Source organism: Rhizobium sp. AN6A (assembly GCF_900215635.1).
Classification (GTDB): domain Bacteria; phylum Pseudomonadota; class Alphaproteobacteria; order Rhizobiales; family Rhizobiaceae; genus Agrobacterium; species Agrobacterium tumefaciens.
In genome coordinates, this window is record NZ_OCNC01000003.1 from 1,397,447 (window position 1) to 1,412,720 (window position 15,274).

At 60.7% G+C, this 15,274-nt stretch carries 11 protein-coding genes; 10 read left to right on the plus strand and 1 reads right to left on the minus strand.

The features are described 5' to 3' along the window. Window positions 1-7: 7 nt before the first annotated feature. Window positions 8-2,359, minus strand: coding sequence for a helix-turn-helix transcriptional regulator (locus tag CRO62_RS10365; RefSeq protein WP_179784489.1), 2,352 nt, complete (start codon window positions 2,357-2,359; stop codon window positions 8-10). Window positions 2,360-2,495: 136 nt separating this feature from the next. Here CRO62_RS10365 and CRO62_RS10370 point away from each other — a divergent pair, with 136 nt between their 5' ends. From CRO62_RS10370 to CRO62_RS10415, 10 genes are all read left to right on the plus strand, one after another. Further along, a complete protein-coding gene (locus tag CRO62_RS10370; protein WP_003511023.1) occupies window positions 2,496-3,524 on the plus strand; it encodes an ABC transporter permease in 1,029 nt (342 codons plus the stop codon). Next, window positions 3,524-4,405, plus strand: a complete 882-nt coding sequence (locus CRO62_RS10375) for an ABC transporter permease (RefSeq protein WP_019564714.1) — start codon at window positions 3,524-3,526, stop codon at window positions 4,403-4,405. The genes CRO62_RS10370 and CRO62_RS10375 overlap by 1 nt, the downstream gene beginning before the upstream one ends. A 4-nt stretch (window positions 4,406-4,409) precedes the next feature. After that, window positions 4,410-6,056, plus strand: coding sequence for an ATP-binding cassette domain-containing protein (locus tag CRO62_RS10380; protein WP_097100097.1), 1,647 nt, complete (start codon window positions 4,410-4,412; stop codon window positions 6,054-6,056). A gap of 17 nt (window positions 6,057-6,073) precedes the next feature. After that, entirely contained in the window at window positions 6,074-7,630 is a 1,557-nt protein-coding gene (locus CRO62_RS10385; protein WP_097100462.1) for a hydantoinase/oxoprolinase N-terminal domain-containing protein, read from the plus strand. Then, window positions 7,623-8,756 (plus strand): DUF917 domain-containing protein, encoded by a 1,134-nt coding sequence (locus CRO62_RS10390; RefSeq protein ID WP_097100098.1) that lies wholly within the window; start codon window positions 7,623-7,625, stop codon window positions 8,754-8,756. Before CRO62_RS10385 ends, CRO62_RS10390 begins: the two co-directional genes overlap by 8 nt. Before the next feature lie 43 nt (window positions 8,757-8,799). Continuing rightward, window positions 8,800-10,395, plus strand: coding sequence for an ABC transporter substrate-binding protein (locus tag CRO62_RS10395; protein ID WP_179784490.1), 1,596 nt, complete (start codon window positions 8,800-8,802; stop codon window positions 10,393-10,395). A gap of 115 nt (window positions 10,396-10,510) precedes the next feature. Next, the gene (locus CRO62_RS10400) at window positions 10,511-11,587 is read left to right on the plus strand and encodes a DUF917 domain-containing protein (protein ID WP_097100100.1); all 1,077 of its coding nucleotides are present in this window, start codon (window positions 10,511-10,513) and stop codon (window positions 11,585-11,587) included. Further along, the gene (locus CRO62_RS10405; protein ID WP_097100101.1) at window positions 11,584-13,122 is read left to right on the plus strand and encodes a hydantoinase/oxoprolinase N-terminal domain-containing protein; all 1,539 of its coding nucleotides are present in this window, start codon (window positions 11,584-11,586) and stop codon (window positions 13,120-13,122) included. The genes CRO62_RS10400 and CRO62_RS10405 overlap by 4 nt, the downstream gene beginning before the upstream one ends. 45 nt (window positions 13,123-13,167) lie before the next feature. After that, a complete protein-coding gene (locus tag CRO62_RS10410; protein ID WP_097100102.1) occupies window positions 13,168-14,112 on the plus strand; it encodes an isoaspartyl peptidase/L-asparaginase family protein in 945 nt (314 codons plus the stop codon). 116 nt (window positions 14,113-14,228) lie between these two features. Next, window positions 14,229-15,134 (plus strand): LysR family transcriptional regulator, encoded by a 906-nt coding sequence (locus CRO62_RS10415; protein WP_003511007.1) that lies wholly within the window; start codon window positions 14,229-14,231, stop codon window positions 15,132-15,134. Window positions 15,135-15,274: the final 140 nt, after the last annotated feature.

The window sequence follows — 15,274 nt, forward strand, 5'->3', positions numbered from 1 at the left end:
CTTGAGATCAAAGCCAGCCCAGCGCTTTCGCTGCGCGGATCGCTTCCGCGCGTCGTTTGCAATCCAGCTTGCGGAACAGGTTTCCGAGATGGAATTTTACCGTCACTTCCGAGATGTTGAGGGTCTGCGCGATCTTCTTGTTCGACATGCCGCTGGCCAGCAATTGCAGCATCTGTGCTTCCCGCTGTGAAAGCCCGCCATGCAGAGCGCGTGCCTGCGGCGAGTTGACCGAGGCGGCGAAAATCGACAGCGCGGTCCGGACATCGGAAGAGGTTTCGATGAAACCGCGGATACGGCGATTGTTCAGAAGCGGCGACAGGAATATGCGCTCCTCCGACAGGACGCCGTTGCAGCCAAGGCGCGTCGCCGATTCAAGTGCGTTGAGGATATGGGCGCGGGCGCCGGCACTGTCGCGACGCTGGTGCGCGGCATAGCTCTGCCATATTCTGAGTGCGACTTTTTCGCGGTTGGTGACCTTGGGGTTGGCGATCATTGCATCCATCTGCCGGGAGAGATAGGCGCGCGGCGTGAAAAGATGTACCGCGTCGCGGAGCCAGGCCATCACATAGGCGATTTCGTCGCGCCGCGTGAGCCGGGCAAGGTCCTCATTCGCGCTCTCCACCCAGTTGCGACCCATCGGCATGCGGATTGCCGATAGCGTCGCTGCCGCATCCGCCCAGCGGTTGGCGTTCTGGTAGGCGATGGCCGTTCTGATCTCCATCATCGCATGGAATTGCAGCCCTTCCGAAAGGTGAATCCACAGGCCGTCGAGAAAGCCCGGACGAACGGTCATCGGAAAATGATCGATCAGCACCTGCGAGGCATAATGCAGGGCAAACTGCATCAGGCTCGGCCATATCTCGGCGGCGGCGAAGTGGTCGAATTCATGCTCGACGAAGTGCAACAGGTCGCGCGGTTTTCCCGCCTCATAGGCAAGGCAGGCTTCCGCCAGCCGCAGCATTCGGAACTCCTGCGCGGCGTCGTGTGGCACCTGTTCCAACCTCGTGCGCGCATCCTGTGCCGCGCGACGGGCCAAGAGCACATCACCGCTCATCAGTCGCAGGACGATCTGGTGCAGATGGATGAAGAATTCGAGCAGCGGCTGCCCGCCCATCTTGCGCAGATAGATAAGCGCGCGGGCGGCGGCGGCCTCGGCCTCGCGAAAATTACGGCGGCGGATTTCGAATTCCAGCAGCGCATTGTAATAGGCCGCCCATTTGCCGTGATCGTCCATGGGGTAATCGGCCATGAATTCCCCGAGGCGCGTTATCACAGCGTCATTGGGGGTCAGGTCCTCGGCAATCATCAGGTTCAGCCGGAAGGTGCGGGCGGCAAAGGAAAAACGCGAACCGCGGGCAAGCACCTTGAGTGGATCGAGATAATCCGAACCGAGGCTCTTGCCAAGCAGATGGCGCACGCGTTGCAATTCGCCCTGTTTCAGCAATGCGCGGGTGACGGCGAAGAGGACTGTTTCATTCGCCGCGATCATGTCCTGCGAAAACCGCATGATGATCTCGCGAAACCTGTCGACGCTGCTTCGGTAGATCAGTTCGCGCCCATGGGCGCGTTCTAGGATTTGCGCGGCGTGGGTCTCATAACTGCGGTCAAGCAACATGGCCATTGCCGCAAGCGCCCGCCCTTCCTTCTCGAATGAGGAAGCGACCTCTACCACTGCCCTGCCAGCCTGTAATATGGCGAGACGTTCTCCCGCTGCCACGGTCAGAAGCCTTATCAGTGTGTCGTGTTTTTCCGGGTTTGCGATCAGGAAGGGCGGCAGAAGTTCTGCCCATTCAGCGTCGGGTTCTGCCGAGGGATTTTCGAGCCAGAGCGAAAGCGCGACCGTCTGGGCCGGTGACAGATGCGGCAGATAATTTTCCCGCAGATAGTCGACGCATAGTTTTTCGTCGGCGAGGCGAGCGAGAGACAGAAAGGCCGGCCACCCCGCATAATCATCGAGCGCCAGACGCTTCTGTTCTGTTGGAAGGCCCGCGGTCTCATCTTGGCCAAAGGCCAGTTCATGCGCTCCTATCGTCACCGAACCACGATGCAATATTTGCCGCGCCAGCCCGCTGATACGTTGATCCGGACGGCAGGCGATGACCACGAAACGCACGGTTTCCAGAATAGGGGCGGGCATGCGGACCGCGCGTGCGAAGACCGGCACATCCCAAAGCAGATAGCCTTTTGCCGCCTCATCACTTCTGGGCTGGTGCGTCCGGCATACCTCGGTCCCCAGCTCTTGTGCCAGCAAGTCCATGAGAACGCTTTTCCCGGCGCCCGCCGGCGCGCGCAGAAAGATCACGCCTGCGGTTTCGCTGGCGATACGGCGGCAGAGTGTGGTGCGCGGCAGAAGCGTCATTCAGACAGGGATAGGAGATCTGAATTCAAAAACCTATACTCATTTATCAAAAAACTATACCTTTCTGCGATTGTTCAAAAGGACATGTGGTGAAAACTTGTGCTCAGGAAACTGATGCACAAGGAACGGTCCACCGATGCAGCAACATCCGCTGGTCGCGATTTTGAACAGGCTAGGCGCTTTCGTGCTGGTCATGATCGCCCTGTCCATCATGATTTTTGCTCTAGCCCGTGTGGTGCCGGGTGATCCCGCCCGCATGGCGCTCGGCCCTGCGGCAACACAGGAACAAGTTGATGCGCTGCGCGGCGAGATGGGTCTCGATAAGCCGCTCGCCGCCCAATACCTCGACTATATCGGCAACGCCCTGCACGGTGACCTGGGCTTCTCGCTGGTTTCCCAGCGCCCCGTCACCACCGATCTGGCCCAGACCGTTCCTGCGACCGTCGAACTGGTTCTGGTCTCAGTCATCTTCATGTTTGCCGTCGCCATCCCGCTCGGCGTCATCACCGCGCATTACCGCGACCGTCCGCTCGACCATATCGGCCGTATCCTCTCGCTCACCGGCGTGACGATCCCGAGCTTTCTGTTTGCCATCACGCTGCAATTGCTGGCCGCTCGCTTTCTCTCCGGCTGGCCGATCATCGGTAGGATCGATCACTCACTTGGCTGGCAGGGTGGCCCGACGGGCTTCATCCTGATCGACGGTACGCTTGCCGGACGGTTCGATGTGGTGCTGGATGCGCTGAAGCACCTTGCGCTGCCGGCCTTTGCGCTCTCCATGGCCGGTATCGGCCAGATCACCCGCATCACGCGTTCCTCGATGATCGAGAACCAGCGCAAGGATCACGTGCTCACCCTGCAAAGCTTCGGCGTGCCGGAGCGGGTCATCATCTTCCGTTATCTGCTGAAGCTTTCCTCCATCGCCCCGCTGACGATCATGGGGCTCGAATTCGCCTCGCTGATCGGCAATGCCTTCGTGATCGAAATGGTCTTCGCCTGGGGCGGATTCGCATCCTACGGGCTGAACGCCATCCTTCAGAAAGACCTCAATGCCGTGACTGCCGTGGTGCTGGTGGCCGGCCTGTTCTTCATCGTTGCGAACCTGATCGTTGATGTCCTGATCTCGATCATCGACCCGCGCCTGCGCCGCAAGGAGGCTCGCTGATGGCTGATATGAAAATGCTCGAACCCACCGATCGGGGCTTAAGCGCCGGTTACATGATGTGGTACCGCTTCAGCCGCAATCCGGCAGCGGTCATCGGTTCGCTGATCCTGTTGTCGGTGCTGGTTCTGGCGATCTTTGCGCCCTGGCTTACACCCTATCCCAAACATATCGGCGCTGTCGTCGATTTCCGTGCCCGCCACATGCCGCCGGATCTGGAGCACTGGTTCGGCACCGACAAGGCCGGACGCGACATCTTTTCCCGCACTGTCTTCGGGCTCAGGGTCTCGCTTCTTCTCGTCATCGGCGTGCTCGGCATCTCGGTCCCGGTCGGCACCGTGCTTGGCCTGGTCGCCGGTTATTTCGGCGGCTGGACTGAAAAAATCATCAGCGGCCTGACGAATGTGATGCTGGCCATGCCGCCGCTCGTCATGGCGCTGGCGGTCTCCAACCTGCTGGAACCCACCTTGATGAACGCCATGATCGCGATCACGCTTCTATGGTGGACCTGGCATGCGCGGCTGATCTATTCGGTGTCGAAATCCATCGCATCCGAGGACTATATCGAAGCGGCACGTCTTGCAGGTGCGGGTCCGCTGCACATTCTCTTTCGCGAAATTCTGCCCAATTGCGTCTCGGTCATATCAGTCAAGACGACGCTGGATGCGGCTTTCGTCATCCTCTTCGGCGCGACGCTCAGTTTCCTCGGTTTCGGCGTCAAGCCGCCAACCCCCGATCTCGGCTCGATGGTTGCCGACGGGCGCCAGTTCATGCCGGATTTCTGGTGGGAAGTCCTCTGCCCCGGCGCGGCCGTGCTTTACGTGACGCTGGGTTTCAATCTGCTGGGCGACGGTCTGCGTGACATGTTCGACGTGGAAAGCTAAAGCCATGACTGAACCGCTTCTCAAAGTCGAAAACCTCAACGTCACCTTCACCAATTACGGTCGCACGCGCCAAGTGCTGCGCGATGTCGCCTTCACAGTCTCAGCCGGCGAGCGGGTGGCGCTGATCGGCGAAACCGGATCGGGTAAATCGGTCACCGCCAAGGCGATCATCGGCACTTTGCCGAAGAATGCCACTATTGCCTCCGGCGCCATTGTCATCGACGGGCGGGATGTGCTCGCCATGCCGCGAAGGGAACGCGAGGCGCTTAAGGGAACGGCGTTTTCGCTGATCATGCAGGACCCGCTGTCTTCCTTCAATCCGGTCTTCAAGATCGGCACGCATCTCGATGATGTCATGCGCTTTGCCGACAAGCGCAACGGCATCAACTCGTCCAAGGCAGAGCGCCGCACCCGTATCGCAGCGGTTCTGCGCCGCGTGCAGCTTGGCGATACCGAGCGGGTGACGAATGCCTATCCGTCCGAGCTTTCGGGCGGCATGCGCCAGCGCGTGTTGATCGGGCTTGCGTTGCTGCATCAGCCGAAGCTCCTCATCGCGGATGAGCCCGGCACCGCGCTCGACGTCACCACGCAGGACGAAATTCTCAATCTCATCAACCAGTTGGTTGCCGAAGAAAATATGGCGCTGCTGATGATCACCCATAATCTCGGTGTCGTACGTAAGGTGGCGGATCGGGTCGTGGTTATGCACCATGGCGATATCGTCGAGACCGGTCCCTGCACGCAAATCCTGCACGCTCCCGCTGCGGATTACACGCGGTCGCTGCTGGATGCGGTGCCGCCGCTCTACGGTCCGCGTGTCGCCGATCTTGCGCAGAGCACACGCTCGCCGATCGTTACCATCGAGGGACTGAACAAGATTTACGGCAGACGCAACGGTTACCACGCCGTGCGCGATGTGAACCTGACGCTGAAGGACGGCGAAATTTTCGGTCTTGCCGGCGAATCCGGTTCTGGAAAAACCTCGGTCGCCCGCATGATCATGGGACTTTCGCGCCCGACCTCCGGCAATCTTGTCATCGACGCCCCATCTCCCGGGCGTGGCAAGCGGCTGACGCAGATCGTCTATCAAAATCCGGGCACTTCCCTTAATCCGAAGCGCACGGTCAGGCAGACGCTTACCCTACCGTTGAAATCCATCGGTATGGACGGTGAGGCGCGCGAACGCCGGATGCAGGAACTGATGGGGCTAGTGCGATTGCCGCAATCCTATCTCGGTAAATACCCGCATGAACTTTCCGGCGGACAGAAGCAGCGTGTCGCCATTGCCCGGGCACTCGCGGCTGAACCGAAGATCCTCATCCTCGACGAGCCGACGGCGGCGCTCGATGTCTCCGTGCAGAAGACCGTTATCGACCTTCTGCTGCAGCTGCGGGAAGAGCTTGGCCTGACCTATCTGATGATCTCGCACGACCTGTCGCTGATGCGCAATTTCTGTTCGCGCATCGCCATCATGCTGCGTGGCGAGATCGTCGAGGAAGGGGTGACGTCTGCGGTTTTCGCTGAGCCGGAGCATCCCTATACCCGCGCCCTTATCGCGGCGATCCCCGTCGTCACCGACGAGGAAGAGCGCCTGAAACCCACCGTGACAGAGGAAGAGCGCATGCGCTTCCTCGTAAAAACGACCGATTGATAAAAGAGGAGCCTGACGTGTATCGCGTTGGAATTGACGTCGGCGGCACGAATACCGATGCCGTTGTGTTACAGGAAAAGACCGTTCTGGCAGGGGTGAAAGCCTCCACCACCGGAGATGTGACGTCCGGTGTCATCGAAGCCCTTGAAAAGGTGATCGAGGCGTCGGGCATCGACAGGGCACGCATCGGCGCCGTGATGATCGGCACCACGCATTTCACTAATGCGGTGATCGAGCGGCGGCATATGGACGAGGTCGCAGCCATCCGGATCGGCCTGCCGTCCGGCGCTGGCCTGCCGCCGATGGTCGACTGGCCGGACGACCTCCGGGAAATCGTTGGTAACCACGGCTACCAGGTCCGCGGTGGATATGAATTCGACGGTCGCGAAATCTCAGCCCTCGATGAGGACGAGATTGTCCGCATCGCCGCCGATATCCGCGCAAAGGGCCTGAAGGCCGCGGCCGTCACCTGCGTCTTCAGCGGCATCAATGATGCGATGGAAGTGCGGGCTAAGGAGATCCTTCAGGAGCGCTGCCCCGGCCTGCCGGTGGTTATGTCCAAGGATATCGGACGGCATGGTCTGCTTGCCCGCGAAAGTGCTGCGATCATGAACGCCAGCCTTCTTTCGCTTGCCGACCGCACCGTTGCCGCTTTCGGCGAGGCGCTGAAGGCAGCGGGCATAACCTGCCCGTTCTACATCACCCAGAACGACGGCACGCTGATGGCGGCGGATGTGGTGCGTGGCTTCCCTGTGCTCACCTTCGCCTCCGGCCCGACGAATTCCATGCGCGGCGCGGCCTTTCTCACCGGCCTTAAGGATGCCGTGGTCGTGGATGTCGGCGGCACCACCTCCGATGTCGGCTCGCTGTCGCACGGCTTTCCGCGCCAGGCGTCCACGACGGTGGATATTGGTGGTGTGCGCACCAATTTCCGCATGCCGGATGTGTTCTCGATCGGTCTCGGTGGCGGCTCGCTGGTGGTCAACGGCGAACATGGCCTCATCGTTGGCCCGAAATCCGTCGGTTACCGCGTCCGCCGCGAGGCGCTCTGCTTCGGCGGCACGACCCTGACTGCAACCGATATTGCTGTCGCCTCCGGCAAGGCGGACGTGGGCGAGAAGGCTCTGGTTTCCACTCTGGACAAGCGGCTGGTGGATGCCGCAGTCAAAAAGATCAACGACATGCTCGAGTCCTGTGTGGAACGCAGCCGCATCTCGTCATCGCCGGTTCCGGTGATCGCCGTTGGCGGCGGCTCCATTCTCATGCCTGACCGTATCGGCGATCTGGAGGTCATCCGCCCCGAGAATTTCGCGGTGGCGAATGCCGTGGGTGCAGCGATCGCGCAGATCAGCGGCGAGACGGACCGCGTCTTCTCGCTGATCGAGGGGCGCACGCGTGAAAGCGCGCTTGCCGAGGCGGAGGCCGAGGCGCGCGAAAAGGCGATTGCGGCAGGCGCAGTGGCGGAAACGCTGGAAGTGATCGAGCGTGAGGATATGCCGCTTGCCTATCTGCCCGGCAATGCCACCCGCATTCATGTGAAAGTCGTTGGAGAAATGGGAGCCAATCATGGCTGAGATGCGCAAGCTGAAATATGACGAAGCGGCATTGCGTACGCTGACGAGGGAAGATCTCGACGCGCTGGAAATCGGTGCGGGCATTCTCGGCACGGGCGGCGGCGGCAACCCCTATCTGGGAAAGCTGCTTGCACTCGAGGCCATGAAGGCCGGTTACGAGATGAAGATCCTTGCGACCGACGCCATCGAGCCGGACGCACTATGCATGTCCATCGGCGGCATTGGCGCCCCCGTTGTCGGCGTGGAACGCATCCGCGAGGGCCGTGAGGGTCTGCGTTGCCTGCGCGCCATGGAAGAGCTGATCCGCACGCCGGTAGACGCCATCGTCTGCGAGGAAATCGGCGGCTCGAACTCCATGAACCCGCTGGTGACGGCGGCGCTTGGTGGGCTGCCGATCCTCGATTGCGACGGCATGGGCCGGGCTTTTCCCGAGATGCAGATGACGACCTTCTCCATCTATGGCCACAGTTCGACGCCATCGGTGATGTGCGACCTGCACGGCAATGCCGTGATCTTCAGCCACGCCGTTTCCGAAGTCTGGCACGAGCGCATGGCCCGCGCCTGCGTCGTTTCTCAGGGCGGCGGCGCGATGCTGGCGACCGCGCCGATGCAGGCCCACTACGTGCACCAGTATGGTATTCCGAAAACCTACACCAAGGCGATCGCGCTCGGCGAGGCGGTGATCCGTGCCCGCAAGCAACAGGAAGACCCGATTGCGGCAGTCTGCGCGCTTGAAGGTGGAAGGCGCATCTTCAACGGCAAGATCACCGATCTGAAACGCCATCTGCGCGGCGGTTTCGCCGTGGGCGATGTCGAGCTTTCCGGCTTCGACGATTGCTCGGGCCAGACGGCGAGCGTGGCGATCCAGAACGAATTCCTGCTGTTCCGCCGTGACGGCAAGGTGGAAGTTACCGTTCCTGATCTGATCGTCTTGCTCGATGTCGATACCGGTTACCCGATCACCACCGAAGTCCTGCGTTACGGCCAGCGCGTGGCCGTTGTCGCGATCCCCTGCCACGATCTGCTGCGCAGCGCCCGCGCGCTCGAAGTCGTTGGACCGGCGGCTTTCGGTTACCCGGACATTCCTTTCTCACCGCTGCCCGTCCCGGTCGGCAAGGCTGCCTAACCATAAGCGGGGCAAATGACCCGCAATAAAGAGGAGAACGACAATGAAAATGCCAGGACTTCCTTCCCGCCTTGCCGTGCTTGCGCTCGGCACGGCAATCGCGTTGCCGCTTGTTTCTTCCGCTGCTTTTGCGGAGGACAAGGTTTCGGTCGCGGTCAACACCATGCAGATATTCAGCTCGCTCGACCCGGCGAAAGTGACTGACTATACCGGCTACATGGCTATCGTGAACATGTATGACGGCCTGACCACGGTGAACGCCAAGGGCGAAATCGTGCCGCATCTGGCAAAGTCCTGGGATATTTCTGAAGACGGCCTGACCTATACCTTCCATCTGCGCGACGATGCGAAGTTCCAGGATGGCACGGCGGTGAAGGCTGCCGATCTCGTCTGGTCGGTGCAGCGCCTGCTCGGCATCAACAAGGGGCCGTCGAACCTCATCGTCGGCGTGCTGAAGCCCGAAAACGTCAGCGCGCCTGATGATGCGACGCTCGTCATGAAGATCGAGCGTCAGTTTTCGCCCTTCATGGCCTCCACGCCCCTGATGATGGCGCTGAACAAGACGTTGATCGAAGCCAATGCCAAGCCCGAAGACAAGTGGGGCGAGGCCTATGTGGGCGAACATTCCGCCGGTTCCGGCCCATACAAGCTCGTCAGCTACAACCGTTCTGCCGATATGGTCATTGCCCGCAATGCGGACTATTTCCTTGGCTGGACCAAGGGCAAGCCGATCGACGAAGTACGCTTCGTCCAGACGAGCGACGACGCCACCGTCAAGGCGCTGGCTGAAAAGGGCGAACTTGGCCTTTCCTCGCACGGCCTTGGCAACGACACCTATGAATCTATCGGCCGCATGAAGGGTTACAAGCTGATCCAGACCCGCACCGCCGGCGGTTTCGTCATCAAGCTCAACACCAAGGTTTACCCGACCGACGACGTTCATGTTCGTCGCGCCATTGCCTATGCGACTGATTACAAGACGATCCAGGAAGTGATCTATCCCGGTTTCGACATGCAGGGGCCGCTATCCGACGCTTTCAAAGAGGCGCATAACGGCGATATTCAGCCCGGCGTGTACGATCTGGAAAAGGCGAAGGAAGAACTGGCGAAGTCGAAATATGCCGGCCAGAAGATCACGCTCGTCAACAGCTATGTCGCTTCGCTGGCCTTCGAGGCGGAAGTGGCGCTGCTTTTGCAATCCAGCCTCGAGCAGATCGGCATCACGCTCGATATCAAGCCCGAGCCATGGAACCGTATCGTCGAGCTTTCCTCCAAGCCTGAAACGACGCCTGCGTCGACGCAGGTGAATATCTCGCCGACCTATCCGTCTCCAGATGCGATGTTCTACAACCAGTACCACTCCAAGGCATCAGGCACATGGATGTCGATGGAATGGCTGCAGAACGCGGAAATCGACGGGCTGATCGACAAGGTCCGTGCCACGACCGATACCAGCGAACAGAACGCCACCTACAAGGACCTTCAGACCAAGATCGCCGATCTTCAACCGGATGTCTGGGCGGTTGCACCTAACCGCCGCTATGCCGCGAACAAGTGCCTTCAGGGTTACGAGTTCATTCCCATGCAGAGTTGGGACCTGAACTTCTCCAACTTCCATTGGGACTGCAAGGCGGAGTGATCTCCGTCCCATGAAAAGCGGTCCCGCCGCAGGGCGGGGCCGATGAGACTTGGAACGATAAAGGGAAGGAGCATCGCTTGCGCCGGAACGGCTGCGGCATGCCCGAGGATGACGCATGATCCAGGAATTTTCCGAAGACGATATCGAACCTCTCGCCACCGGCGCCTGGATTCTGGGAACGGGCGGTGGAGGCAATCCCTATATCTCGACGCTCAATCTGCGCCGTCTTTATGCCGAAGGCAGACGGGTGAAGGTCATGGACCCCATGGCGCTTGCCGATGATGACATGGTTGCGGTCGTCTCCAAGATGGGCGCACCGCTTGTTGGTCAGGAACGGCTGGGAGACCCCGTTCATCTTGCCCGCGCGGTCGAGGTCATGGAGGATTATCTCGGCAAGCCGTTTCGGGCGATCATGAGCGTGGAAATCGGTGGCTCGAACGCGTTATCGTCCTTCCTCGCCGCCGCCATGCTCGACCGTCCCGTCGTCAATTCCGATGCCATGGGACGTGCTTATCCCGAAGCGCAGATGACCTCATTCGCCATCGGCAACCTGCCGATGTTTCCGCTGTCGCTGGTCGATGTACGCGACAATGAGGTGATCGTGACGCGCGCTGCATCGTGGAAATGGATGGAGCGCATCTCGCGCAAGGTCTGCACCGAAGTCGGTTCCACCGCCGCCACCTGCAAGGCGCCGCGCACCGGCAAGGAAGTGAAGGAATGGGGCATTCATTATACCGTCACCAAGGCGACCGAACTCGGGCGCGCGGTGATGGAGGCGCGTGCACGCCATGATGACCCGGTTCAGGCGGTTCTCAACCATGAGGGTGGCAAACAGCTGTTCCGCGGCAAGGTGGTGGATGTCGCCCGCGAGACCACCGGTGGTTTTCTGCGCGGCAGTACGACCATTGAAGGCATCGACGCCGATCGCGGCTCACGCATGGAACTTGCCTTCCAGAACGAGTGGGCGGTCGCCTTCCGCGACGGCCAGCCGGTCGCCATGACGCCGGATCTGATTTGCCTTCTCGACACTGTTTCGGGCAGCGCCATCGGCACGGAATCGGTGCGTTATGGCCAGCGTGTCACGGTTATCGCCCTGCCGGCGCCGGAACTCTTGACGACGCCTGCCGGTATTGCTGCCGTTGGCCCGCGCGCCTTCGGTTATGACATTGACTTCAGATCGGTATTCCCATGAAACGCATCGGTATTGACGTTGGCGGCACCAATACGGATGCCGTTCTGATCGATGGAGACGCCATTGTAGCCTCGATCAAGGTTCCGACCACGCAGGATGTCCTGTCCGGCGTGAAGGCGGCCCTCGCTCACGTGTCTGGCCATGTCGGCGCGGCAGATCGCCCGATCGATGCGGTCATGATCGGCACCACCCATTTCACCAATGCTGTCGTGGAGCGCGCCCGGCTGGAGCGGGTTGCGGCCATCCGCATCGCGCTGCCGACCGGCTCTTCGCTGCCGCCCATGTGCGACTGGCCGAAGGATCTCTACGAGGCCGTCGATCCGCTGATCTTCATGGTTCATGGTGGCCATGAATATGATGGCAGTCCGCTGGTGCCGATGAACCCGGATGAAATCCGTGAAGCGGCGATGAAAATCCGCGATGCAGGCATTACCTCGATCGCCATTTCGGCAACCTTTTCGCCGCTGACCACGGAGTGCGAGGTGAGGGCGGCGGAGATTGTTCGTTCGGTGATCCCCGATGCACGCATCACGCTTTCCCATACGCTGGGTCGTATCGGGCTTCTGGAGCGCGAAAACGTCGCACTTCTGAATGCCGCCTTGCAGACACTTGGCAGGACCACGGTACAGGCATTTTCGGATGCGCTGCGCGAAGCGGGTGTAAAGGCGCCGTTCTATCTTACACAGAACGACGGCACCGTGGCGCTTGCGGATGTGGCTGCCGCAAACCCCGTGCACAGCTTCGCTTCCGGCCCGACCAATTCGATGCGTGGTGCCGCTTTCCTCACCGGGCTTTCCGATGCCATGGTGGTGGATGTCGGCGGCACCACCTCCGATATTGGTTGCCTTGTCGGTGGTTTTCCGCGTGAGGCAAATAATATTGTCCATATTGGCGGGGTCCGCACCCTGTTCCGCATGCCCGATCTTCTACCTGTAGCACTTGGCGGCGGCACCATTGTCGACCCGCAGACAGGCAAGATCGGCCCGCGCTCGGTGGGGTATCGCATCCTGACCGAAGCCCGCGTTTTCGGCGGCGAGACACTGACGACATCGGATATCGCCGTTGCGGCAGGGCTGATCGAGATGGGCGACAGGGATCGTGTGAAGGGCCTCGATCCGGCATTCGTTCAGGCTACACTCGGCCGTATCCGCGACATGGTGGCCGACAGTTTCGACCAGATGAAGACATCAGCCGAAGACGTGCCGTTGGTTGCGGTCGGCGGCGGCGCATTCCTGATACCGGAGCGGGTGCCGGGCGCATCTGAGGTGCTGCGTGTGGAAAATGCAGGCGTTGCCAATGCGCTCGGCGCAGCGATGGCGCAGGTGTCCGGTGAGGTGGATCAGGTCTTTTCCGGGTTGAGCCGCGACGAGGCCCTTGCGAAAGCCGAGACCGAAGCGCAGAACGCGGCGGTCGCTTCGGGAGCGGAGCGCGCGAGCCTCAAGACGCTTGAGGTGGAGGATATTCCCATCGCCTATCTGCCTGGTGGCGCTCGCAGGGTCCGCGTGCGTGTTATCGGCGATATCGCCTTTCATTGATGGTAAGAGGCCCTGCCTGCGGCGGGGCAACAGTGGAGTGAGGATATGACGAAGATCGCACTGGCCATTCACGGTGGTTGCGGGGTTATGCCGGAAGACAGCATGACTCCGGAGGAATGGGAAGCGGCGCGCCAGGATCTGGCAGCGGCACTGCGCGCCGGTTATGGTGTGCTCAAGGCTGGCGGAACTGCGCTGGAAGCGGTTGAGGCGGCGGTCGTCGTCATGGAGGACAGCCCGCATTTCAACGCAGGCCATGGGGCGGCGCTCAACGAGAATGGCATTCACGAACTCGACGCGTCGATCATGGATGGCAAGACCCTTGCGGCAGGTGCAATCAGCGCCTCCCGCGCCATCCGCAACCCGGTGAAGGCGGCCCGGGCGCTCATGGAGGATGAACGCGCAGTCTATCTCACCGGTGAAGCGGCTGACCGGTTTGCGCAGGAGAAAGGGCTTGCCACGGAGCCTCAATCCTATTTCACCACGCTAAAGCGTGTCGAGGCGCTGGCGGCCATGAAGGCCCATGCCACCGCAGGTACGGAAGCGACGGAAAACGAAAAACACGGAACCGTCGGTGCCGTGGCACTCGATGCGGCTGGGCATCTCGCAGCCGCGACATCCACCGGCGGCTACACCAACAAGCCTGACGGCCGGGTGGGTGACAGCCCTGTGATCGGGGCGGGCACCTATGCACGCGACGGCGCCTGCGCCGTTTCCGGCACCGGCAAGGGTGAATTTTTCATCCGTTATGTCGTCGGCCATGAGATCGCGTCCCGTGTCGCCTATCTCGGGCAGGATCTGGAAACCGCCGCCGGCAACCTCGTCCACAAGGATCTGGCGCCCTACGATATCGGTGCGGGTCTTGTCGCCATCGATGCCGAAGGTGGCATTGCCGCACCCTATAATACGCCCGGCATGTTCCGGGGCTGGGTGACTCCATCAGGAGAGGCTCGTGTTGCCACCCACGACAGGGTCTATGAGGTGGAATTGTAACCGGCGACCGACCGGGCCGCATGACAATGCTAAAAAAACCGGTGACATGAAGGCCTATCGGCGGCAAAAGGTCTGAACCGAAACCGGCTCGTCTTTTCATCCATGGTGCTGGCCTCATGAATATCAAGCAGCTCGAAGTCCTTCGCACGCTTCTTTCCACCGGCTCGACCATCGCCACCGCCAAGGCCATGGGGCTCAGCCAGTCCGGTATCAGCCGGCTTCTGGCTCAGCTCGAGGCGGACCTGTCGCTGACGCTGTTTGCCCGTGACAAGGGGCGGCTGATCCCGACGCCGGAGGCAGCGCTTCTCGCGCGTGACGCGGAAAATGTGCTGCTTGCCGTCGACCGCATGTCCGGCCACGCCGAAGATCTGCGCAATGGTGCGGCCGGCCCGGAAATCGTCCGCATCGGCCTGCCGAGCAGCATGTGGGAGAACTTCGCGCCCGCCATGCTGATCGACTATGTCAGGGATTTCCCCGGTGTGCGCATCGAGACTTTTTTCGAGACGACCACCGCCATCAACAGGCTGGTTGGCGAGCGGGTGATCGACCTCGGTTTCCTGCGCATGGAAGGTGAGATCGGACCGGGCATTGATGTCGAGCGTGTCGCCACCGGCAAAAGCGTCTGCGTGGTCCGTCAGGATCACCCTTTAGCCGAGCTTACCGAGATAACGGTGAAGGACCTGCGCAACATTCCGCTCATTCTGATCGGCCGGCAGCGGCCGAACCGCATGGCGCTCGAGCAGGTCTTCAAGAAGGCGGGCGTCAAGCCCATGGTGAAGATCGAGACCCACACCAACAGTTCCGCATGTGCCTATGTCGCGCATGGTCTGGGCGTTACGATCATCAGCAGTTTTTATGCTAACCTCTACAGGCACCTTCCCGTCGTGGCGCTGCCCTTCATTCCGCAATCAACGCAGGAGTTCGGTCTTGCCCGGGCCTCGGGCGCACCGCTGTCCATCGCCGCGCAGGCACTCAGCGACGCCTTGAAGCAACAAATCCAGCTTTCGCAAAAAATCGACTGAAAACAGGGTTTTTCGCGAGAAATCTCATTGTTCCTGTCAGGATGAAACGTGCCACCATTCTGCATAGACATATGACATTTATGCATAATATTGCGCGTTATTTATCAATCCGTCATAGTCATTCGCAACGAAACCGATAG